17 protein-coding genes are annotated in these 20,305 nt (G+C 69.4%); 4 read left to right on the top strand and 13 right to left on the bottom strand.

Annotated elements, in window-relative coordinates; all coding sequences use genetic code 11:
- The first annotated feature begins 13 nt into the window (after positions 1 to 13).
- Positions 14 to 709, top strand: a complete 696-nt coding sequence (locus AJAP_RS14080; RefSeq protein WP_038511520.1) for a TetR/AcrR family transcriptional regulator — start codon at positions 14 to 16, stop codon at positions 707 to 709.
- Positions 710 to 778: 69 nt separating this feature from the next.
- Here the strand turns inward: AJAP_RS14080 and argH are convergent, their stop codons facing one another.
- Genes argH through argC form a run of 8 tightly spaced genes read right to left on the bottom strand, consistent with a single transcriptional unit; the run spans position 779 to position 8,318 of the window.
- Positions 779 to 2,194: an argininosuccinate lyase gene (gene argH / locus AJAP_RS14075; protein ID WP_038511517.1), complete on the bottom strand. Its 1,416-nt coding sequence runs from the start codon at positions 2,192 to 2,194 to the stop codon at positions 779 to 781.
- 27 nt (positions 2,195 to 2,221) lie between these two features.
- Positions 2,222 to 2,575, bottom strand: a complete 354-nt coding sequence (locus AJAP_RS14070; protein ID WP_038511514.1) for an adenine nucleotide alpha hydrolase family protein — start codon at positions 2,573 to 2,575, stop codon at positions 2,222 to 2,224.
- Positions 2,565 to 3,086, bottom strand: coding sequence for an arginine repressor (locus tag AJAP_RS14065; protein ID WP_016335384.1), 522 nt, complete (start codon positions 3,084 to 3,086; stop codon positions 2,565 to 2,567). Before AJAP_RS14065 ends, AJAP_RS14070 begins: the two co-directional genes overlap by 11 nt.
- On the bottom strand, positions 3,083 to 4,009 hold the full coding sequence (gene argF, locus AJAP_RS14060; RefSeq protein WP_038511511.1) for an ornithine carbamoyltransferase: 927 nt from the start codon (positions 4,007 to 4,009) through the stop codon (positions 3,083 to 3,085). The genes AJAP_RS14065 and argF overlap by 4 nt, the downstream gene beginning before the upstream one ends.
- A gap of 16 nt (positions 4,010 to 4,025) precedes the next feature.
- On the bottom strand, positions 4,026 to 5,219 hold the full coding sequence (locus tag AJAP_RS14055; RefSeq protein ID WP_038511509.1) for an acetylornithine transaminase: 1,194 nt from the start codon (positions 5,217 to 5,219) through the stop codon (positions 4,026 to 4,028).
- Positions 5,216 to 6,136 carry an acetylglutamate kinase gene (gene argB / locus AJAP_RS14050; RefSeq protein ID WP_038511507.1) on the bottom strand — a complete coding sequence of 307 codons (921 nt, stop codon included), beginning with the start codon at positions 6,134 to 6,136 and terminating at the stop codon, positions 5,216 to 5,218. Before argB ends, AJAP_RS14055 begins: the two co-directional genes overlap by 4 nt.
- Complete coding sequence (gene argJ / locus AJAP_RS14045; protein ID WP_038511504.1) at positions 6,133 to 7,293, bottom strand: bifunctional glutamate N-acetyltransferase/amino-acid acetyltransferase ArgJ; 1,161 nt, start codon at positions 7,291 to 7,293, stop codon at positions 6,133 to 6,135. Before argJ ends, argB begins: the two co-directional genes overlap by 4 nt.
- Positions 7,290 to 8,318, bottom strand: a complete 1,029-nt coding sequence (gene argC / locus AJAP_RS14040; RefSeq protein WP_038511502.1) for an N-acetyl-gamma-glutamyl-phosphate reductase — start codon at positions 8,316 to 8,318, stop codon at positions 7,290 to 7,292. Before argC ends, argJ begins: the two co-directional genes overlap by 4 nt.
- A 91-nt stretch (positions 8,319 to 8,409) precedes the next feature.
- On the opposite strand from argC, the gene AJAP_RS14035 reads away from it, so the two are divergent.
- Entirely contained in the window at positions 8,410 to 9,375 is a 966-nt protein-coding gene (locus AJAP_RS14035) for a helix-turn-helix transcriptional regulator (RefSeq protein WP_038511499.1), read from the top strand.
- A 42-nt stretch (positions 9,376 to 9,417) separates the two neighbouring features.
- Here AJAP_RS14035 and AJAP_RS14030 read toward each other — a convergent pair whose 3' ends face one another.
- Complete coding sequence (locus AJAP_RS14030; protein ID WP_038511496.1) at positions 9,418 to 9,912, bottom strand: hypothetical protein; 495 nt, start codon at positions 9,910 to 9,912, stop codon at positions 9,418 to 9,420.
- Between the two features lie 206 nt (positions 9,913 to 10,118).
- Here AJAP_RS14030 and AJAP_RS14025 point away from each other — a divergent pair, with 206 nt between their 5' ends.
- Entirely contained in the window at positions 10,119 to 10,568 is a 450-nt protein-coding gene (locus tag AJAP_RS14025; protein WP_143202779.1) for a DUF6294 family protein, read from the top strand.
- A 69-nt stretch (positions 10,569 to 10,637) separates the two neighbouring features.
- Here the strand turns inward: AJAP_RS14025 and AJAP_RS14020 are convergent, their stop codons facing one another.
- Complete coding sequence (locus AJAP_RS14020; RefSeq protein WP_038511490.1) at positions 10,638 to 12,224, bottom strand: alpha/beta hydrolase; 1,587 nt, start codon at positions 12,222 to 12,224, stop codon at positions 10,638 to 10,640.
- Positions 12,225 to 12,409: 185 nt separating this feature from the next.
- Between AJAP_RS14020 and AJAP_RS14015 the strand changes: the two genes are divergently transcribed.
- Positions 12,410 to 13,102 (top strand): DNA alkylation repair protein, encoded by a 693-nt coding sequence (locus AJAP_RS14015; RefSeq protein ID WP_038511488.1) that lies wholly within the window; start codon positions 12,410 to 12,412, stop codon positions 13,100 to 13,102.
- Here AJAP_RS14015 and AJAP_RS14010 read toward each other — a convergent pair.
- From AJAP_RS14010 to pheS, 3 genes are all read right to left on the bottom strand, one after another.
- On the bottom strand, positions 13,083 to 16,469 hold the full coding sequence (locus AJAP_RS14010) for a tetratricopeptide repeat protein (protein WP_038511485.1): 3,387 nt from the start codon (positions 16,467 to 16,469) through the stop codon (positions 13,083 to 13,085). The genes AJAP_RS14015 and AJAP_RS14010 overlap by 20 nt on opposite strands.
- An 88-nt stretch (positions 16,470 to 16,557) precedes the next feature.
- Positions 16,558 to 19,128, bottom strand: coding sequence for a phenylalanine--tRNA ligase subunit beta (gene pheT / locus AJAP_RS14005; RefSeq protein ID WP_038511483.1), 2,571 nt, complete (start codon positions 19,126 to 19,128; stop codon positions 16,558 to 16,560).
- Complete coding sequence (pheS, locus tag AJAP_RS14000) at positions 19,129 to 20,193, bottom strand: phenylalanine--tRNA ligase subunit alpha (protein WP_038511481.1); 1,065 nt, start codon at positions 20,191 to 20,193, stop codon at positions 19,129 to 19,131.
- Between the last annotated feature and the right edge of the window lie 112 nt (positions 20,194 to 20,305).

The raw sequence follows: 20,305 nt of genomic DNA, 5'->3' as shown, positions 1-20,305 counted from the left end.
TGAGGGATCGCGGATGTCGGTGTGGATGCGTCCCCCGAAACGCAAGCGCGAGCAGCCGTCGCTGAGCCGGGAGCAGATCGTTTCCCAGGCCATCGAGCTCCTCGACGGAGGTGGCGTCGACGCGCTGAGCATGCGGAAACTCGGCGCCCGGCTCGGTGTGGCCGCCCCGTCGATGTACACCCACGTGGCCACCAAGGACGAGCTGGTGGAGCTGGTCGTCGACGAGGTGTACGGCGAGGTCGCGCTCCCCGGGGAAGGTCCGTGGCGAATGACGGCGAGGCGGTTCGCGCGCGACCTGCGGTCGGTGTTCCTTCGCCATCCGTGGCTCGGCTCGCTGCTCGGCGAGACGGGAGTGGCGTATCTCGGGCCGAACGTGCTGAAGATGTCGGAGGCGGCACTCGCCCTGTTCGAGAACGCCGGTTTCTCGCTGGACGATGCCGATCTGGCGTGGAACACGGTGATGGCGTTCGTCGTCGGGCGGGCCACCAGCGAAGCCGCATGGCTGACCACGCTCGAACGCGGCGGGCAGAGCGAGGCGGAGTGGAAGGAGCGCCTGTGGCCGGCGGCCGAGCTAGCGGTGCGTGATCACCCGCGGCTCAAGAAGCTGTACGCGGCCCAACGAAGGCGGGCGCCGGGCGAGACGAACGAGGCCGACTTCGAGCGCGGCCTCGACTGCGTCCTCGACGGTTTGGAGACCAGGCTTTCCTGATGCGCGTGAAGGCCCCCTTCCCTCGGTTCAGCCGAGGGAAGGGGGCCTTCACGCACTTTGGGGGTTTGTTCAGCCGAGCCAGGTGCGGTGTTCGGCGACCCGTGCGACCAGACGGTCCCGCTGTTCGGCGACGCGCTCCGGAGCGGTACCGCCCCGGGCGTTGCGCGAGCTCACGGAGCCTTCGACGGTCAGTACCTCGCGCACGGCCGGCGTCAGCGCCGGGTTGATCTTCTCGAACTCTTCGTCGGTCAGTTCGTCCAGCCCGACGCCGCGGGCCTCGGCGACGCGGACGCTCTCCCCCGCCGCTTCGTGCGCGACGCGGAACGGCACGCCCTGCCGGACCAGCCATTCGGCGATGTCCGTGGCGAGGGTGAAGCCGGCGGGCGCCAGTTCGGCGAGCCGGTCGGTGTGGAAGGTCAGCGTCTCGAGCATGCCCGCGATCGCCGGGAACAGCAGTTCCAGCTGCTCGACGGAGTCGAAGACCGGCTCCTTGTCCTCCTGCAGGTCGCGGTTGTACGCGAGCGGCTGCGCCTTGAGCGTCGCGAGCAGCCCGGTCAGGTTGCCGATGAGCCGCCCGGCCTTGCCGCGGGTCAGCTCGGCGACGTCGGGGTTCTTCTTCTGCGGCATGATCGAGCTGCCGGTCGCCCAGGCGTCGTCGAGGGTGACGTAGCCGAACTCGGCGGTGTTCCAGATGATCACCTCTTCGGCGATCCTGGACAGGTTGACCGCGAGCATCGCGACGTCGAAGGCGAACTCGGCGACGAAGTCCCGCGAGGCGGTGCCGTCGATCGAGTTCTCGACGCTGGTGTCGAAGCCCAGCTCCTCGGCGACGGCCTCCGGGTCGAGGCCGAGCGAGGATCCCGCCAGCGCGCCGGAGCCATAGGGCGACTCGGCGGTGCGAGCGTCCCAGTCACGCAGCCGGGTGACGTCGCGCAGCAGCGACTGGCCGTGCGCGAGCAGATGGTGCGCCAGCAGGACGGGCTGGGCGTGCTGCAGGTGGGTGCGGCCCGGGAGGATCGCGTCCGGGTGCCGCTTCGCCTGCGAAACGAGAGCGTCGACGACGCCGAGGGTGCCCGCGACCACGCGGCGGGCGGCGTCGCGCAGCCACATCCGGAACAGCGTCGCGACCTGGTCGTTGCGCGAACGGCCCGCCCGGAGCTTGCCGCCGAGTTCGGTGCCCGCCCGCTCCAGGAGACCGCGTTCGAGCGCGGTGTGGACGTCCTCGTCGGCGACGGTCGGGGTGAACGCGCCCGACGCGACGTCCTGCGCGAGGGTGTCCAGCGCGGCGAGCATGCCGGTCAGCTCGTCTTCGGTGAGCAGCCCCGCCTTCCGCAGCACCCGCGCGTGGGCCCGCGACCCGGCGATGTCGTACGGCGCCAGCCGCCAGTCGAAATGGGTCGACGCGCTCAGCGCCGCCATCGCCTCGGCCGGTCCGCTGGCGAACCGGCCGCCCCACAGCTGCACCGGCTGCTCATTCCCGCTCACAACACTCCTCGAATTCCTTGGTTCTCTTCAGGCGACTGACCGGTCGAAGGTAGCGCCTGTGGTGAAGTCGTACAGCGCGCGCTCGTCGCGCGCGGAGTTCACGACCGCGTTGCCGCGGTGCAGGACCAGCCGGACCTCACCGGACACCCGCCCGATGCTGACCTTTCGCAGTTCCTCGTGCGCGGTGACCAGCGCGAGCGCGCCGGGCCCCTCGTAGATCTCGCGTCCTGTGAGCCCGAAGGCGCCGACACGGCGGTTCAGCTGCTGGAAGGCCTCCAGCAGGGTCACGGTCTCCCCGTCGATGGCCACCGGTACACCTTCGTCGAAGGTGATGACCAGCTTCTCCTCGTCGTCCGGGAACGTGAACCCGTCAGGCGTCACCCTCGGTCTCCTCACCGCCGTCCACTGTGGACGACCGTCGGGCCAGCGCCATGAAACGCTCGGCCAGATCCTTGCCGGACAACGGTTCCCTCGCGATCACCGCGACCGTGTCGTCGCCGGCGATCGAGCCGACGACCTCCTCCAGCGCCGCCCTGTCGATGGCGCTGGCCAGGAACTGCGCCGCCCCCGGCGGGGTGCGCAGCACCGTCAGGTTCCCCGACGAGTCCGCCGAGACGAGCAGTTCGGCGAGCAGCCGCGAAAGCCGGGAAGTACCGCCCTGCACTCCGCGTACCGGGCTGCCGTCCTCCGGAATGACATACACCGGTGCGCCGGAATCGGCACCTCGGAGCTTCACCGCGCCCAGTTCGTCGAGGTCGCGGGACAGCGTCGCCTGCGTGACGTCGATGCCTTCCGCGGCCAGGAGCTTCGCGAGCTCCGTCTGGCTGCGGATGGCCATCGAGGACACGAGTTCGGTGATCCGGGCCTGCCGGGTGACCCTGCTGCCGGTCATCGTCGCTTCTCGTCCATGAGCCACACCAGCAGCGCCTTCTGCGCGTGCAGCCGGTTCTCGGCCTCGTCCCAGACCGCACTGGCCGGCCCGTCGATGACCTCGTCGGTGATCTCCCAGCCGCGGTGCGCGGGCAGGCAGTGCAGCACGATCGCCTCGTCCGCGGCGCGGCGCATCAGCGCGGAGTTGACCTGCAGCTCACGGAACGGGCCGACGCGGTCGAGACCGTCGTTCTCCTGGCCCATGGAGGTCCAGGTGTCGGTGACGACGACGTCCGCGCCTTCGACCGCGGCGTACGGATCGGTGAAGACCGTGGTGCTGCCGCCGGTCTCGGTCGACCGGTGCTTGGCGTCGAGCATGACCTGCTGGTCCGGCTGGAAACCCTCCGGCGAGACGACGCGCACGTGCATCCCGGCCGTGGTCCCGCCCAGCAGCAGCGAATGCGCCATGTTGTTGGCGCCGTCGCCGAGGTACACCAGGGTGAGCCCGGCGAGCTTGCCCTTGCGCTCGCGGATGGTCATCAGGTCGGTGAGCACCTGGCACGGGTGGAACTCGTCGGTGAGCGCGTTGACCACCGGGATGCTCGCCGCCGAGGCCATCGCGTCGATGCGCTTCTGGGCGAAGGTCCGCCAGACGATCGCGTCGAGGTACCGCGAAAGCACGCGCGAGGTGTCTTCGATGGTCTCTTCGCGGCCGAGCTGCATCGAGCGGCCGTCGACGATGACCGGATTACCGCCGAGCTGGGCGATGCCCACCTCGAAGGAGAACCGGGTCCGGGTGGAGTTCTTCTCGAAGATCGCCGCGACGGACTTGCCCTCCAGCGCGCGGGAGCTCAGGGGCTCGGCCTTCAGCTGGTCGGCGAGGTCCAGGATCTCGGCCTGTTCGGCCGGGCTGAGATCGTCGTCACGGAGGAAGTTGCGGAGCATGCGTTTCGTCTCTGTCCTAGGTGGTGGTGGAATCGAGCGCCCCGGGAAGGGCTTCGAGGAATCCCGCGGCCTCGTCGGCGCTCAGGATCAGCGGCGGTGCCAGCCGGATGGTGTCCGGGGCGATGGGGTTGACCAGGTACCCCGCGTCCTGCGCGGCCTTGGCGACCTTCGCCGAGACCGGTTCGCGCAAGGCGATGCCGAGCAGCAGCCCGGCACCGCGGACCCCGGACACCAGCGGGTGGCCGAGCTCCTCCACGCGGGAGGCGATGTCCTTGCCCAGCGCGGAAACGTGGTCGTTCAGGTTGTCCTTGGCGATGGTCTTGAGCACGGCGAGCCCGGCGGCGCAGCAGACCGGGTTACCGCCGAAGGTGGTGCCGTGCTGTCCCGGCTTCACCAGCTCCCCCGCCTCGCCGACGCCGATGACCGCGCCGATCGGCAGGCCGCCGCCGAGTCCCTTGGCCAGGGTGATGACGTCCGGGACGATGCCGGCGTGCTGGAAGGCGAACCACGCGCCGGTGCGGCCGATGCCGGTCTGCACCTCGTCGAGGACCAGCAGGGTCCCGGTCGCCTTGGTGATCTCCCGCGCGGCCTGGAGGTACCCGTCCGGCGCCGGGACGACGCCCGCCTCACCGAGGATCGGCTCGAGGAACACCGCCGCCGTTTCGGTGTCCACCGCGGCGCGAAGCGCGTCGATGTCACCGTAGGGAACGTGCGTGACGCCGGGAACCAGCGGCTCGAACGCGTCCCGCTTCGACGGCTGGCCGGTCAGCGTCAGCGCGCCCATGGTGCGGCCGTGGAAGGCACCCTCGCACGCGACGACCTTGGTGCGCCCGGTGAGCCTGCTGATCTTCAGCGCGGCTTCGTTGGCCTCCGCGCCGGAGTTGACGAACAGCACCTTCGCATTGCCGGACAGACCGGCGACGTCCAGGAGGGTTTCGGCCAGTTCGACGGCGACCGGGTTCACGTAGAGGTTCGAGGTGTGGCCGAGTTTCGCGATCTGCTCGGTGACGGCGGCGACCACGGCGGGGTGGGCATGGCCGAGCGCGTTGACCGCGATGCCGCCCAGCAGGTCGACGTACGGCTTCCCGTCGGCGTCCCAGACCTTCGCCCCCTCACCGCGGACCAGGGTCAGCGCCGGGGTGCCGTAGTTGTCCATGAGGGACGACTTCCAGTGCTCCTGTCCGTCTACATTGGACTTGTACGTGGTCACGGGAGCTCCGTTTCGGGGAAGACCATGGTACCGATGCCGCGGGAGGTGAAGACCTCCAGCAACACCGAATGGGCGATGCGGCCGTCGATCACGTGCGCGCGGCGGACGCCGCCGCGGATGGCGCGCACACAGGCCTCCATCTTCGGGATCATGCCGCTGGCGAGGCCGGGAAGCAGGGTTTCGAGGCGGTCCACCCGGATCCTGTCGACCAGCGAACCGCGGTCCGGCCAGTTGGCGTAAAGGCCTTCGACATCGGTGAGCACGACGAGCTTTTCCGCGCCGAGCGCCGCGGCCAGCGCGCCGGCGGCGGTGTCGGCGTTGATGTTGTGCACGACGCCGTCGACGTCCGGGGCCACGGTGGACACCACCGGGATCCGGCCCGCGTTGACGATGTCGAGCACGGCGTCCGGGTTGACCTCGGAGACCTCACCGACGAGTCCTATGTCGACCGATGCACCGTCCACAGTGGCCTGTTTGCGCTCGGCGGTGAACAGCCGGGCGTCCTCGCCGGAGATTCCGACCGCGTACGGGCCGTGCGCGTTGATCAGGCCGACCAGTTCGCGGCTGACCTGGCCGGTCAGCACCATGCGGACGATGTCCATGGTCTCGGGCGTGGTGACCCGCAAGCCGCCCTTGAACTCGCCTTCGACGCCGAGCCGGGTGAGCATCGCGGTGATCTGCGGGCCGCCGCCGTGCACCACCACCGGACGCAGCCCCACCGTGCGCAGGAAGACCATGTCCTCGGCGAAGGCCTGCTTGAGGCTCTCGTCGATCATGGCGTTGCCGCCGTACTTCACCACGACGGTGGCGCCGTGGAAGCGTTGCAGCCAGGGCAGGGCCTCGATGAGGATCGAGGCCTTCTCGGCGGCCGTCGCGAGCCGTTCGTCCGCGGGGACGGTGGATTCGGAAGGGCTCATGAGGAGTACGCGCTGTTCTCTTCGACGTACGCGTGCGAGAGGTCGGTCGTGTAGATCGTCGCCTCGCCTTCGCCGAGACCGAGGTCGACGACGATCCGGATGTCACGGCCCGAAAGATCCGCCTCGGAGCGATCCGCCGCGGTGGTGCCCTTGGCGAAGAGGGTGACGCCGTTGATCGCGATGGAGACCTTTTCCGGGTCGATCTCCGCCGGCACGCGGCCCAGCGCCATGGCGATGCGGCCCCAGTTCGGGTCGGAACCGAACAGGGCGGTCTTGACCAGGTTGTCCTCGGCGATCGTCCGGCCGACGGCGATGGCGTCGGCCTCGCTCGCCGCGCCGGCGACCGTGACGTCGACGTACTTGGTCGCGCCCTCGGAGTCCGCGCGCAGTTGCAGCACGAGGTCGAGGCTGACGGCGGTGAGGAGTTCGGTCAGTTCGGCCTCGGTCGGTTCGACACCGCTGGCGCCGGACGCGAGGACGAGGACCGTGTCGTTGGTGGAGGTCCCGCCGTCGACGTCGAGCCGGTCGAAGGTCACGCCGGTGGCGGCACGCAGAGCCTTGTCCAAGGCTTCCGGCGTGACGACCGCGTCGGTGGTGAGGACGGAGAGCATCGTCGCGAGGTTCGGCGCGAGCATGCCCGCGCCCTTGGCGAACCCGCCGACGCTCCAGCCGCTTTCGTGCTTCGCGGCCGCCTGCTTCGGCTTGGTGTCGGTGGTCATGACCGCGGTGGCGGCGGCGAGGTCGGCCTCGTCACCGGTGCCGAGCCGCCCGAAGGCGGTGTCCACCCCGGAGAGCAGCGCGTCCATCGGCAGCCGCTCGCCGATCAGGCCGGTCGAGCAGACCGCGACCTCGATCGCGCCTGCTTCGAAGAGTCCCGCGACCTTCTCGGCGGTCTGGTGGGTGTCCTGGAAACCGCCGGGGCCGGTGGCGGCGTTCGCGCCGCCGGAGTTGAGGACGACGGCCTTGAGCCGCTGCTGCTTGAGCACCTCCTGCGACCACAGGACGGGCGCGGCCTTGATCACGTTGCGCGTGAAGACGCCGGCCGCGACCTGCAGCGGCCCGTCGTTGACGACGAGCGCGAGGTCGAGCTTGCCCTCGGCCTTGATCCCGGCGGCGACGCCCGCGGCACGGAATCCCTTCGGCTGGGTGACGGTCACGGAGCGACTCCTACGGTCGGTAGTCCGGTGGTTTCGGGGAGGCCGAGGGCGATGTTCATCGACTGGACGGCACCGCCCGCGGTGCCCTTGGTCAGGTTGTCGATGGCCGCGACCACGATCAGGCGCCGGGTGTCGGCGTCGACGGTGACCTGCAGCTGGACGTTGTTCGAGCCGACCACCGAAGCCGAAGACGGCCACCGGCCCTCGGGCAGCAGCTGGACGAACGGCTCGGTGGCGTACGCCTTTTCGTAGACCTCGCGGGCGCCTTCGGCGTCCAGGTCGGTCTTGAGGGCTGCGCTCGCGGTGGTGAGGATCCCGCGCGGCATCGGGGCCAGCACCGGGGTGAACGAGACCTTGACCCGCTCGCCCGCGACCGCGGAGAGGTTCTGCGCGAACTCGGGAGTGTGCCGATGGGCACCACCGACGCCGTACGCGGTGGCCGAGCCCATCACCTCCGAACCGAGGAGGTTCGGCTTCAGGCTCTTGCCCGCGCCCGAGGTCCCGGTGACCGCGACGACGTTGATCTCCGGCTCGACCAGGCCGGCGGCGAGCGCCGGGGCGAGGGCGATCGAACCGCCGGTCGGGAAGCACCCGGGGACCGCGATGCGCTTGGTCCCGGCGAGACGTTCGCGGGCTCCGGGGAGCTCGGGGAGCCCGTACGGCCACTGCCCGGCGTGGTCACCGCCGTACCAGCGCTGCCAGTCGGCCGCGTCCGAAAGGCGGTGGTCCGCGCCCAGGTCGACCACCAGGACGTCCGGGCCCAGCTGCGCGGCGATGGCGCCGGAGTGACCGTGCGGCAGGGCGAGGAAGACGACGTCGTGTCCGGCCAGGGTCTCCGGGGTCGTCTCCAGCAGGACCCTGTCCGCCAGTGGGGCGAGGTGCGGCTGATGCTGGACGAGCGGCGTCCCCGCGGAGCTGGCCGCGGTGAGCGCGCCGATCTGGATTTCGGGATGGGTCAGCAGCAGGCGCAGGAGTTCGCCGCCCGCGTACCCGCTGGCTCCGGCCACCGCGATCTTCACCGTCATACGCATGATTATGCACTCCCATGCAAGTTCAATCAAACAAAGTCGTGTGGCTCACCCGATACGGGACTCCGTACGAGGCATCCTTGATCGCATGACGGACACGCCCGCCCGGCTGCTCAGCCTGCTGTCGCTCCTGCAGACCCCGCGCGAGTGGCCTGGCAGCGAGCTCGCCGAACGGCTGGAGGTCAGTCCGCGGACCATCCGGCGCGACATCGACCGGTTGCGTGAGCTCGGTTACCCCGTCGAGGCGTCGCGAGGCTCCGAGGGCGGCTACCGGCTGGGCGCCGGCACGGCGATGCCACCGCTGCTGCTCGACGACGAGGAGGCCGTCGCGATCGCGGTCGGCCTCCGCGGCGCCGCCGGGCAAGCGATCTCGGGTATCGAGGAGTCTTCGGTGCGGGCGCTGGCCAAACTCGAACAGGTGCTGCCTTCGCGGCTGCGTTATCGCGTCGGCGCGCTGGGCGCCGCGACCGTGCCGCTCCCCGGCACGGGCCCCGCGGTGGATCCGGAACACCTCACCGTCTTCGCGGGCGCGATCGCCAACACCGAGCGGACCCGGTTCACCTACCGCACCGGCGACGGCACCGAATCCCGGCGGCACGTCGAACCACACCGGCTCGTCTCCGCCGGACGCCGCTGGTACCTGCTCGGCTACGACCTCGACCGCGACGACTGGCGGATCTTCCGCGCGGACCGGATCTCGGAGCCGCGGGCGACCGGCGGCCGGGCCACTCCGAGACAGCCACCCGCGGAGGACGTGGCGGCCTATGTCACCGACAAGATGTACAGCCTCCTTCCCACCTACAGCGCACGCGTGACCCTGCACGCGCCGATCGGCCAGGTCGCCCCCGCGATCGGCGCGGGGTTCGGCGAACTGGAATCGCTGGACGACGAGACCTGCGTTTTCCACGCGGGCACGGACACCTTGGACTGGCTCGCGTTCCGGATCCTCGGACTCGGCTGCGAATTCACCGTGCACGAGCCGCCGGAACTGATCGAGCACCTCCGGAAGATGGCCGCGCGGGCGGAACGCGGAGCTGGGTCCACAGTGGACTGACGGCGGTCGCGAAGGACCGAAGGCCCCCGCGACCGCCGGTGTTCAGCCGAGTTCAGCCACCTCTCGTTGGCTCGGCGGGATGGGGAGGTACGCGCCCCGGCGCTCCGGGTCGCAGCCGACCCTGGGCAACCGGGCACGGATCCCGCCCGGTGTCCGCTCGAACCGCCGCGCGATCTCCTCGACGCTTTCCCCGGCGAGCCAACGGCTTTCCAGTTCCGCGTCCAGCTCGTCGGACCACGGCAGGCCCTGGTGCGCGGGACGGTCCGCCGATCTTCGGCGGCCGTTCCGGCCGGTGCCCCGTCCGGCGAACGCCAGCAGGGTGTCGGAAAGGACGGTCGCCAAGGCCGGTACGGCTTCGGCGTCGATATCGAGCCTGCCTTCGGCGACAGGCTCCTCCAGCGGTCCGGCTCCGCCGACCATGACGGTCACCCAGCGGTCTTCCCCGGCCGCGCCGCCACCCTCACGGGCGGCGACCTCGATGCGATAAACGGTGTCCTGCACCCGGATCTCGGTCCGGTGCTCTTCGACGATGGTCATGCCGGGGACGGTAACGGGCGGGCCCGACAATTCGCCGGTGCGGCGAGGGGATTCGGTGCGTGACCGGAACTTTCCTCGCTTTCGCGAGCGCGAGGGGGCCGGTCATGGCCCTATCGGCCACCCCCGTTGCCGCACCTAAGTGATCCTGACCGCGATCACCCGCGGGTTAGCTTTGCTCATCGGTTCGTCCACGATGGGGAGGAAAAATGACGACCAAAGCACGTCGGATGGCGCTTTTCGTGACAATGCTCGTGCTCGCGATCGGGACCGTCTTCGCCACGCCCGCCTCGGCGGGCACGACGGCGTCCACCACCGCGCTGGCCACCTGCACCGGAGCGGATTCCTGTTGGTTCACCTGGGGTCGCATCCAGGCCGGGGACTGCACGATGGACAACGCGAAATGGACCCTCAGACGCAACGGCAGCGCTTCGTTCGAGGCGACGATCGTCAGCAGCGACAGCAACGACGCTTGGCTGATGTGGGTGAACACCTTGGACAGCAACGGCATCGTCCTCGGGCCCATCCATCACGGCGGTGACACCAAGTTCGTCAAGGGCACCGTCAAGAACGTGTGGCACTGGTGGTTCGCCGAGGGATCGTTCGACGCCGGGTTCTTCGACCGCATCCACAGCATGCGGATGACGAGCCACTGCTGAGAAGCATCAGAGCGAAGAAATGCCCCGGTCCGGAAACCCGGACCGGGGCATCGCGACATCCCGAACAACTCAGAAAGGCAGCGCCTGAGCCAGCGCCTCCTTCTTCACTTCGGCGACCGAAGACGGCACGTCCGACTTCGCGGCCGCGGAAGCACCGGCCGGAACCGGCTGCGGGACCGCGGCGCACTGCACGTCCGAACCATTGCCCGGCTTGCGCACGGGCAGCTTTCCGGTCAGCAGGTAGTCCGCGATCTTGTCGTCCACACAGGACACACCGGACAGCGAGCCCGAGTGCGTCGTGCCACCCGGAGCGCTGATCAGGCTGGAGTTCGGGTAGCGCTTGCGGACCTCGATGCTGCCGGGGTACGGCGTCGCGGCGTCGTTCTCCTCGTTGACCAGCAGGATGCCGGGGACCTTGCTCCCGTCGATCTCCACCGGCTTGCCCGGCTTCGCGGGCCAGTCGAGGCACGGAGCGTTGAACCAGGCGTTGCCCCAGGTCTCGAACGGCGCCCGGAAATGCGTGACCCAGTTGTCGAACTTCCAGCGGGGCCAGCTCTGCGGCCACGCCACGTCGGTGCACTGCACGGCCGCGTACACCGCGTAGCCGTTGTCCTGGCCCGGCGGGTTGGAGTCGTCGTACAGGCCCTTCAAGGTCTGCCAGTCACCCTTGTGCACCCAACCCGAGAAGGCGTTCGCGATGTCTTCCCAGCCGAAGACGTAGTACCCGGCCTGCAGGAAGATGTCCGTCCACTCGGATCCGCCGATGACGCCGCCCGCGGGCTTGTCGTACAGCTTCTTCTGCTCGGCGTACCACAGCTTCTCGACCGCGGCTGCGGTGTCGCCGAGGTGGTAGACGGAGTCGTACTTGGCGAGCCAGCCGAAGTAGGTCTTGATGTTCTTGTCGAAGGCGATGTCCTGGTTCAGGTTCGCCTTGTACCAGACGTCGCGGGGGTCGACGGTGCCGTCGAACACCATCCGCCGCACGTTCTGCGGGAACAGCGTGCTGTAGACCTGCCCGAGGTAGGTGCCGTAGGAGAAGCCGTAGTAGTTGATCTGCTTCTCGCCCAGCGCCTTGCGCAGGCTGTCGACGTCCTTCGCCACATCGATGGTCTTGATGTGCTCGAGGATCGCGCCGTTCTTGGCGCACGCCTTCGCGTAACCCTTCGCCTTCTCACGCCACGCCGTCTCGATGGCGCGCGTGGTCGGCACGTACTGCGGGCGGTTGTAGGAGGCGTAGTTCCCGTCGCAGGTCAGCGACGGCTTGCTCTCCCCCACGCCGCGCGGGTCGAAGCCGATCCAGTCGTACTCCTCACCCGCCTTCTTGGGGACGGCCCGGCCGAGCGTCGACAGCCCGAGGCCCGAACCGCCGGGGCCACCCGGGTTGACGATCATGACGCCCTGCGACTGGGCGGACTTGTGCTTCACCCGCGAGACGGCGATCGAGATCTTCTCCCCGCCCGGCTTCGCGTAGTCCAACGGGACCTCGAGGAAACCGCATTCCGCGCCGGCCTTGACCAGGCTCGGGCGCGTACAGGCTCCCCAGGAGATGGGCTTCGGATCGAAGTCCGACGCCGAGGCGGCCGTGGCGGAGGGAGCGAGCGCCATGGTGCCGACGCCGATCCCCGCGACCGCCAGGGCGGCAACGAATTTCTTCACTGTGTTCCTTTTCGTCCGCGTTCGACCCGGTCGGGCCGAAGCTACCGAGAACCGGCTTCAATCTCGCTGACCGACACGTTGACCGCCATCCCTCTTTAGTCGGTATCCGATCCCCGATCCGGGCATATCAGTCTTGTCGGTCCCCTGTCGTACGCTCGCGGCGCCCACTGGGGAAAGGAGAGCGCATGAACGAGGTGAAAAGCCTGGTTTCGTCGGTTCGCAACGGTTTGGCCGCGCTGGCCGATCCGGGGAAAGCGCCGTCGATGCGGGCGTACATGAAGTCGGAAATGCCGTTCCTCGGTGTGGCGTCCCCGCCTCGGACGGCCTTGCTGAAGCGGGTCTACGCCGAAAATCCGCTACCCGATCGTGTGAGCTTTTCGACGGCAATTCTCACGTTGTGGCGGGAGGCAGAGTTCCGCGAAGAGCGCTATGCGGCGATCGCCCTTTCCGGGCATCGCGCGTACGCCCGTTGGCAGGACGGCGATCTGCTCGGCCTCTACGAGGAGATGATCGTGACGGGCGCGTGGTGGGACTATGTGGACGAAGTCGCCATCCGCCGGATCGGGCCGATCCTCCGCGCGGAACCCGAGACGGTGACCACGCTGATGCTGACCTGGGCCTACGACGAGGACAGGTGGCGTCGCCGCTCAGCGGTCATCTGCCAGATCGGCGCCAAGGCCGGAACGGACACCGACCTGCTCACTCGTGCCGTCGAGGCGAATATCGACGACAAGGACTTCTTCCTGCGCAAGGGAATCGGCTGGGCCCTGCGCGAGTACGCGAAGACAGAACCGGACTGGGTGCGCGCGTTCGTCACCGCGCATCCGGCACTGTCCACTCTGTCCAGGAAGGAGGCGCTCAAGCACCTGGGAGGGTGAGCACCGGCCTGGGGATGAGGGCGATGAGATCCTCGATCACTCCGCCGAGTTCGGGCACCAGCACTCGTAGCTCCTTGAGATCGCGAAGCAGCTCCAAGCGCGTCTCCTGTGGCGCGCCCTTTTCGAGCAGGGCCTTGAGATCACGGGTCATTTCTTCCTCACGGCCGAGGACGAGGAGGTAGAAGAGCGGCTGGAGCTGGACGTCCCAGTCGAAGGCGCCGGTCAAGATCCGGGCGTTGGCCATGTCGAGGCCTTCGTTCAGCGCCTGGTGGGCTTCTTCGGTCTTCCCGGTCTTCAGCCAGACGAGGGTGAGAAGATTGTGCGCCCAGCCGAATTCCGGGGCGAGCGGGGCCAGGAGCGTCTCCGCCTCGTCGATCTCCCCCGCGAACAGCAGGGCTTCCCCGAGGCTCTCGCGGTAGTCGGTGTCCTCCGGATCCGAGGCGACCAGTTCGCGCAGCTCCCGGATGGCCTCCTGGTACTCACCTGCGCGGCAGCGGATGTCCGCGCGAAGGGCACGGGCACTCTCGTCATGCCCTGCTTCCAGCGCACTTTCCGTGTCGGACAACGCGCCTTCAAGGTCACCGAACAGGAAGCGATGGCGGGCGCGGCGGTACAAGGCGTACCCGCCGTCCTGTCCCAGACGGACCCCTTCGTCGAGTGCGGCCCGGGCTTCGTCGTGCCGGTCGAGGTCCCTGAGGATGTCGCCGCGGGTGGTGTGGAAGAAGGCCATCTCCGGATTCGCCGAGACGGCGGCGTCGATGTCGGCGAGGGCCGCCCGGAAATCGCCGGAGCGCTGGTGGGCCAGAGCGCGCCAGGTGTGGGCCCACTCGTTGCCGGGGTCGAGTTCGATCGCGCGGCTCAAGGAGCTCACCGCTGCGCTGTTCTCCTTGAGCCTGCTGAGCACCATCCCTCGCTGCAGATGGTTCTCGGCGTCGTCGGGAGCGAGTTCGATCGCGCGCTCGTAGTCGGTGAGCGACGCCTCACGATCGTTCAGCTCGTCATGCGTCTGGCCGCGCATGTAGTACGCCCACTCGTAGTCCGGGTCGATCCGCAGCGCGGCGGTGAAACCGTCGACGGCGAGCCGGTACCGTTCGCCGCGGTGGTGGAAAGCGGCCCGGATCGCGTGGGCCCTGGCGCTGCCGGGATCCGCCGCGACGATCGCGTCGAAGGCCGCCGACGCGGCGTCCCCGCCTTCCGTCCGTTCCAGGAACACCGCCAGCTCCGTCAGGTAGAAGACGTCTTTGGGGCGGAGGGCAGCCGCCGCGCGGTGACCGGCGAGCGCTTCGTCGTCGTCTCCCAGCTCGGCGAACAGGGTGGCCCGGTAGTGGACAGCCCAGGCGTAGTCGGGGTCGAGCCGGATCGCGATGTCGATCTCGTCGATCGCCTTCCGGACGTCGCCGCGTTTGAAATGCACCTCGCTCCGGATGGAGTACGCCCACGTGTGGTCGGGCTGCAGACGGACGGCCTCGTCGAGGTCCGCCATCGCGCCGTCGAGATCGCCGAGCTCGGCACGGGCGGAACCGCGCCCACGCCACGAATAGGCGTAACCGGGGTCGAGCTCGATCGCCCGGTTCAGATCCGACAACGCCCGTTCCCAGTCACCCTCGTTGCGGAACAGGTTGCCCCGATCGCTCCACGGGTAGGGGTCGGCGGGGTTCAGGTCGAGAGCCCGGTCGAAGTCCCGTGTCGCCGCGGCGATGTCGTCTTGTCCTTCGTGGGCCCACGCACGTCGCCGGATCACCGTCGAAAGCCGGGCGGCGTCGAGTTCACCCGCGCCGGCGAGCAGGTCGAGCACCGGGATCTCCCGCGGGCCGTCGCCGTCGCCGATCGCGGCGGTCAGCCGTTGGCCCCAGCCCAGCACCGAGGGCGCGTCCGCGTCGAAACCGGCTTGCTCCATCATGCGCGCCCAAGCGCGTGCGGGAGCGATGCCGGTGGTGATCATCTCGGCCGCGCCGAGCAGCGCGTCCGGCAGCGCATCGGCCGGGGCGCCGCAGAGCCGGTGATAGGTCTGTTCGAGCTTCCTCTTCTGCCAGCGCTCGTCGCTCCAGGCGTCGCGATGGCTGCTCAGGCCGAGTTCGGCGCATCGGCCTTCGTAGTACTCGGCGAGCCGGAGGTGGCGTTCGGCGAACTCGGCGGACGAACGTCCGCGTTCCAGCCGCACCATCGGGCCGCGGACCACCGGGTGGTAGCGCACCGGAAGCTCGCGGCGCCCGACGAACGGCAGCTCCCGCAGCCAGCGGAAGGTCTCCCCCGCGGTCTCCTTCCCGGTCAGCACGCCGATGACGTCCTCGTCGAGGAAGCGGGGCAGCGACGCCGTGGCGGCGACGTCCTTCCTGGCCTTTTCGGGGACCCAGTGCAGGAACCGCTTGACCGCGTCATCGCTGGGATCGCCGACGGCGTCCGCGCCGACGGGATTCCGGCTGGCCAGCATGGCGACCAGGACGGGCAGGCCGTCGGTCAGCCGCAGCACGATCTCGATGACCTGTTCGTCGGTGATCCCGTGTTCGGCGAGCAGGCGCCGTGCCTCCGGCTCGGTGAACGGCCGGAGTTCGATCTCGCGCACTAGCGGCGCGTGCCGGTTCCAGTTCGCCTCGTCCAGCGGGAACTGACCCGCGACGGTCAGCACCAGGTTCTGCGGCAGATCGCCGTACAGTCCGGCGAGCAGGTCGAGCAGCCAGGTCTCCAGGACCGGCGCGGTCCGCTCGAAGGTGTCGAAGAACAGCGCGATCTGCCGGTTCTCCGGAATGCGCCACAGATCTTCGACGAACGGTTTGGTGAGCTCCTCCGCCGGTTCGAGGAGCAGCTGGACATCGGCCTTCCGCTTGAACTTCGCCGCGAGGTAGACCTGGAGCTGCTCCAGCTGTTTCGCCGTCGCGTCCGCGTCGATCGCGTCGGCGGCGATGCTTCCGCCGGGCAGTGTCTTCGCGACGCCGAGACTCGCCTTGACCACGGTCTTAGTCACGAGGGCGCGGCCCGCGGCAGGAGCCTGCGGATCGCTGTGAAGCCGTTCCCTCGCCTTGAGATAGGACTCGTAGCGCTTCTCGAAACGGCGCATCTCGTACCCGCCGCGAGCGAGGTCCTTCGCCAGTTTGACCAACGTCGCGGGCAAATCCTGCTGCCGGTCGTCGGCGAACCCGACGGCGGCGCGGGCTTCCTCGGCGATACCACGAAGCTGGTCGAGGAGGAATGACTTGCCGACCCCCGCGAGGCCGTGCACCGAGTACAGGTACCGGCGGCGCCGGTCGTCTCCGGACAACCCCAGATTGTCCCGGAAGTCTTCACGTTCCCCGACCCTGCCGACGAAACCGTCGCTCAGCCTGGCGCGGGCGATGTCTTGGATGCTGGACCGGCCGTCTGGACGTGACACAAGTCCTCACTTTGCCACACCTGAAGCGCGTGAAGGCCCCCTTTCCTCGGCTCAGCCGAGGAAAGGGGGCCTTCACGGGACTACCGGGTCAGGCCCGCAGGCTCGCGCCGAAGCGTTCACCGGCGACCGCGACGGCGGCGTCGCGGGCCTTGGTGGCCTCGTCGACGGTCAGCGTGCGGTCCGCGGCACGGAACCGCAGCTTGTACGCCACCGAACGCTTGCCCTCGCCCACCTGCTCGCCCTGGTAGGAGTCGAACAGCGTGATGTCCTCGAGCAGTTCGCCCGCGCCTTCGCGCAGCGCCTCGGCCAGATCCGCCGACGGCACCTCCGCCTCGGCGACGAGGGCGACGTCGAGCAGCACCGGCGGGTACGCCGAGATCCGCGGTGCCGGACGGTCGTCCGGGATCGGGATCGCGTCCAGGTCGAGTTCCATCGCGACGGTGCGCGGGGGCAGCCCGAGCGCCTCGACGACCTTCGGGTGCAGCTCACCGGCGTAACCGACGGGCCACTGCCCCACCCGCAGCTGCGCGCAGCGGCCGGGGTGCCACGGCGGCTGATCCGCCGCGGCCGTGGTCAGCTCGACGCCGGCGGCCTGCGCCACCAGCCGGGCGGCCTGGACCGCGTCGGCCCAGTTCGCCTGCTCGCCCTCGCCCCACCAGCCCGCTCGGGCACGCTGACCCGCCAGCACGACGGCGACGTGCAGCGGCTGTGGCGGCACGGCCGCCTCCAGTACCGCGAGCTCCTCGTCGGTCGGCCGCCGGTCGACCCCGAGCGAAGGCATCGGGATCGGGTTCGGCCCGGGCAGCACGACCTGCCCGATGTGGAACAGCGAGACATCCTTGAAACCGCGGGAAATGTTGCGCTGCAAGGTCTCCAGCAGCCCCGGCAGCAAGGTGCTCGCCATCCGGTCCTTATCCGCCTCCAGCGGGTTGCGGACCTTGACGGTGCTGCGGCGGACGTCGTCCTCGGGCAGCCCGAACGAATCCCAGACCGAGTCCGAGATGAACGGGAAGGGCAGCACCTCGACGTAGCCGTTCTCCGCCAGCGCGCGAGCGACCGAGCGACGGCGACGCTGCGTGTCGGTGAGCCCACGACCGGCCGGGGCATCGGGCAGCACCGACGGGATGCTGTCGTAGCCCTCCAGCCGGAGCACCTCCTCGACCAGGTCGGCCGGCTGCACGAGGTCGCCACGCCAGCTCGGCGGGACCGCGGTCACCAGTGCGGTGCCGTCCTCCGACGTGCCCACGTTGACCTTGCACCCGATCTGCGAAAGCCGTTTGACCGTGACACCGCGCTCGTAGCGCACCCCGGCCACCTGGTCGGGCAGGCTGATCGGCATGGTCACCGGCGGGTTCGGCTCGACGCCGCCCTCGTCGGTGCGGCCGGGCAGGATCGAGCCCTCGCCGTACTGACGCAGCAGCCGCGCCGCGAACTCGACGGCCACCGCGCAGAGCTGCGGGTCGGTGTAGCGCTCGAACCGCTTGGCCGCCTCGGAGAACAGCTTGTGACGGCGGGCCGTCCGGCTGATCGACGACGGATCCCAGTGCGCCGCTTCGAGCAGCACGTCGGTGCTCTCCGGCGTGATCTCGGTCGACGCCCCGCCCATCGTGCCCGCCAGCGAGATGACCCCGCTGTCGTCGGCGATCACCACGTCGTCCGCGTCGAGCGTGCGCTCGACATCGTCCAAAGTGGTCAGTTTCTCGCCCGGCTTCGCCTTGCGCACCACCAGATCGCCCTTGACCGAACCGGTCGCGAACGCGTGCAGTGGGTGTCCGAGTTCGAGCATGACGTAGTTGGTCACGTCGACGGCCAGTGAGATCGACCGGATGCCCGCCAGCATCAGGCGGCGGCGCATCCACCACGGCGTCGGCGCGGTCGCGTCGAGGTTCTTGACACGACGCAGGACGAACCGCTTGCAGCCCTCGGTGTCTTCGAGGTGGACCGGCCAGACGTCACTCTCGGCCTCGGGGACCTCGATGGACGCCGGGTCGCCGAACGGGACGTCGAGCGCGTTGGACAGCTCGCGGGCCAGGCCGCGGACCGACAGCGTGTAACCGCGGTCCGGGGTCGGCGTGACCTCGAGGACGGTGTCGTCGAGGCCGAGCAGCTTGCTCGCGTCTTCGCCGGGGCTGGCCGTGCTCGGCGGCAGCACCAGGATGCCGGAGTGGTCGTCGCCGATGCCGAGTTCGCTCGCGGAGCAGATCATGCCGTCGCTGAGGCGGCCGTAGGTCTTGCGCGAACCGATCTCGAAACCACCGGGCAGCACGGTGCCGGGCAGCGCGACGACGACCAGGTCGCCCTCGGCGAAGTTCGTGGCACCGCAGATGATCCCGCGGGTCTTGATCCCCGTGGGGCCTTCGTCCTCGAAGGGACCCTCGTCGTCGTCCTCGTCGTCGTCGAGGTTCTCGTCCGGCTTGTCGGCGTCCTCGTCCTCCGACTCGCCGACGTCGACCCGGCAGAACCGGACCGGCTTCTTGAACTCGGTGAGCTCCTCGATCTCGGCGACGCGGCCGACCACGAGCGGGCCGGTGACCGGTTCGAGCTTCCGGACGTCGTCGACCTCGATGCCGATCCGCACGAAGGCGTCGGCCAGATCCTGGGCCGTGACCTCCTCGTCGACGTCGAGGTGTTCGATCAGCCAGCTGGCTGGGACCTTCACTCAGGCCTCCGTTCCGAAGGGCAGGGTGAACCTGATGTCGCCCTCCACCATGTCGCGCATGTCCGGAATTCCGTTGCGGAACTGCAGGGTGCGCTCGATACCCATGCCGAAGGCGAAGCCCGAGTAGACCTCGGGATCGACGCCGCAGGCACGCAAGACGTTGGGGTTGACCATGCCGCAGCCGCCCCATTCGACCCAGCCGGGGCCGCCCTTCTTCTCCTCGAACCAGACGTCGACCTCGGCCGACGGCTCGGTGAACGGGAAGAAGTGCGGACGCAGGCGCGTCTTCGAGTTTCCGCCGAACATCGCGCGGGCGAAGGCGTCGAGGGTGCCCTTGAGGTGCGCCATCGTCAGGCCCTTGTCCACCGCGAGGCCTTCGACCTGCGAGAACACCGGCGTGTGCGTGGAGTCGAGCTCATCGGTCCGGTAGGTGCGGCCGGGGCAGACGACGTACACGGGCAGGTCGCGGTGCAGCAGCGTGCGGGCCTGCACCGGCGAGGTGTGCGTCCGCAGCACCAGGCCCGAGTCCTCCTCGCCGAGGTAGAACGTGTCCTGCAGCTGGCGCGCGGGGTGGTCCTTGCCGAAGTTCAGCGCGTCGAAGTTGAACCACTCGGCTTCGAGCTCCGGGCCGTCGGCGACCTCGTAGCCCATCGCGACGAACGCGTCGGCGATCCGCTCCGACAGGGTCGCGATCGGGTGCCGGGCGCCGCGGGGCACGCGGTCCCACGGCAGCGTGACGTCGACGGCCTCCTCGCGGAGCACCCTCTCGTCACGTTCCGCCTGCAGCACCGCGCGACGGGCGTCGAACGCGGACTGGATGCCCTGGCGCGCTTCGTTGACCCGCTTGCCTGCCTCGGCCTTCTCCTGCTTGGGCAGGGCGCCGATCTCGCGGCGGGCGAGCAGCAGCGGAGACTGGTCCCCGAGGTGGGCGGGTTTGACCGCGGCCAGCGCGTCGAGATCCGCCGCGGCCGCGAAATCCGTCTCGGCCTGTTTGACGGCGGCCGTCAACGTTTCCGGCGCGAGCGCCCCCGCCTGGGGGTCCTGCTTGTCGTTGGCTTCGGACATAACTCCTCGGCGTCCGCTGGGACTGGTCCGGTGCACGCGAGCGCACACATGGGTTTAGCAGCTGCTGAATTCTATGGGACAGCGAACGGCGGCCCCCGATCACCCTCGGGCT

The organism is Amycolatopsis japonica (genome assembly GCF_000732925.1).
GTDB classification, from domain to species: domain Bacteria; phylum Actinomycetota; class Actinomycetes; order Mycobacteriales; family Pseudonocardiaceae; genus Amycolatopsis; species Amycolatopsis japonica.
This window is presented reverse-complemented; position numbering and strand designations above follow the sequence as displayed.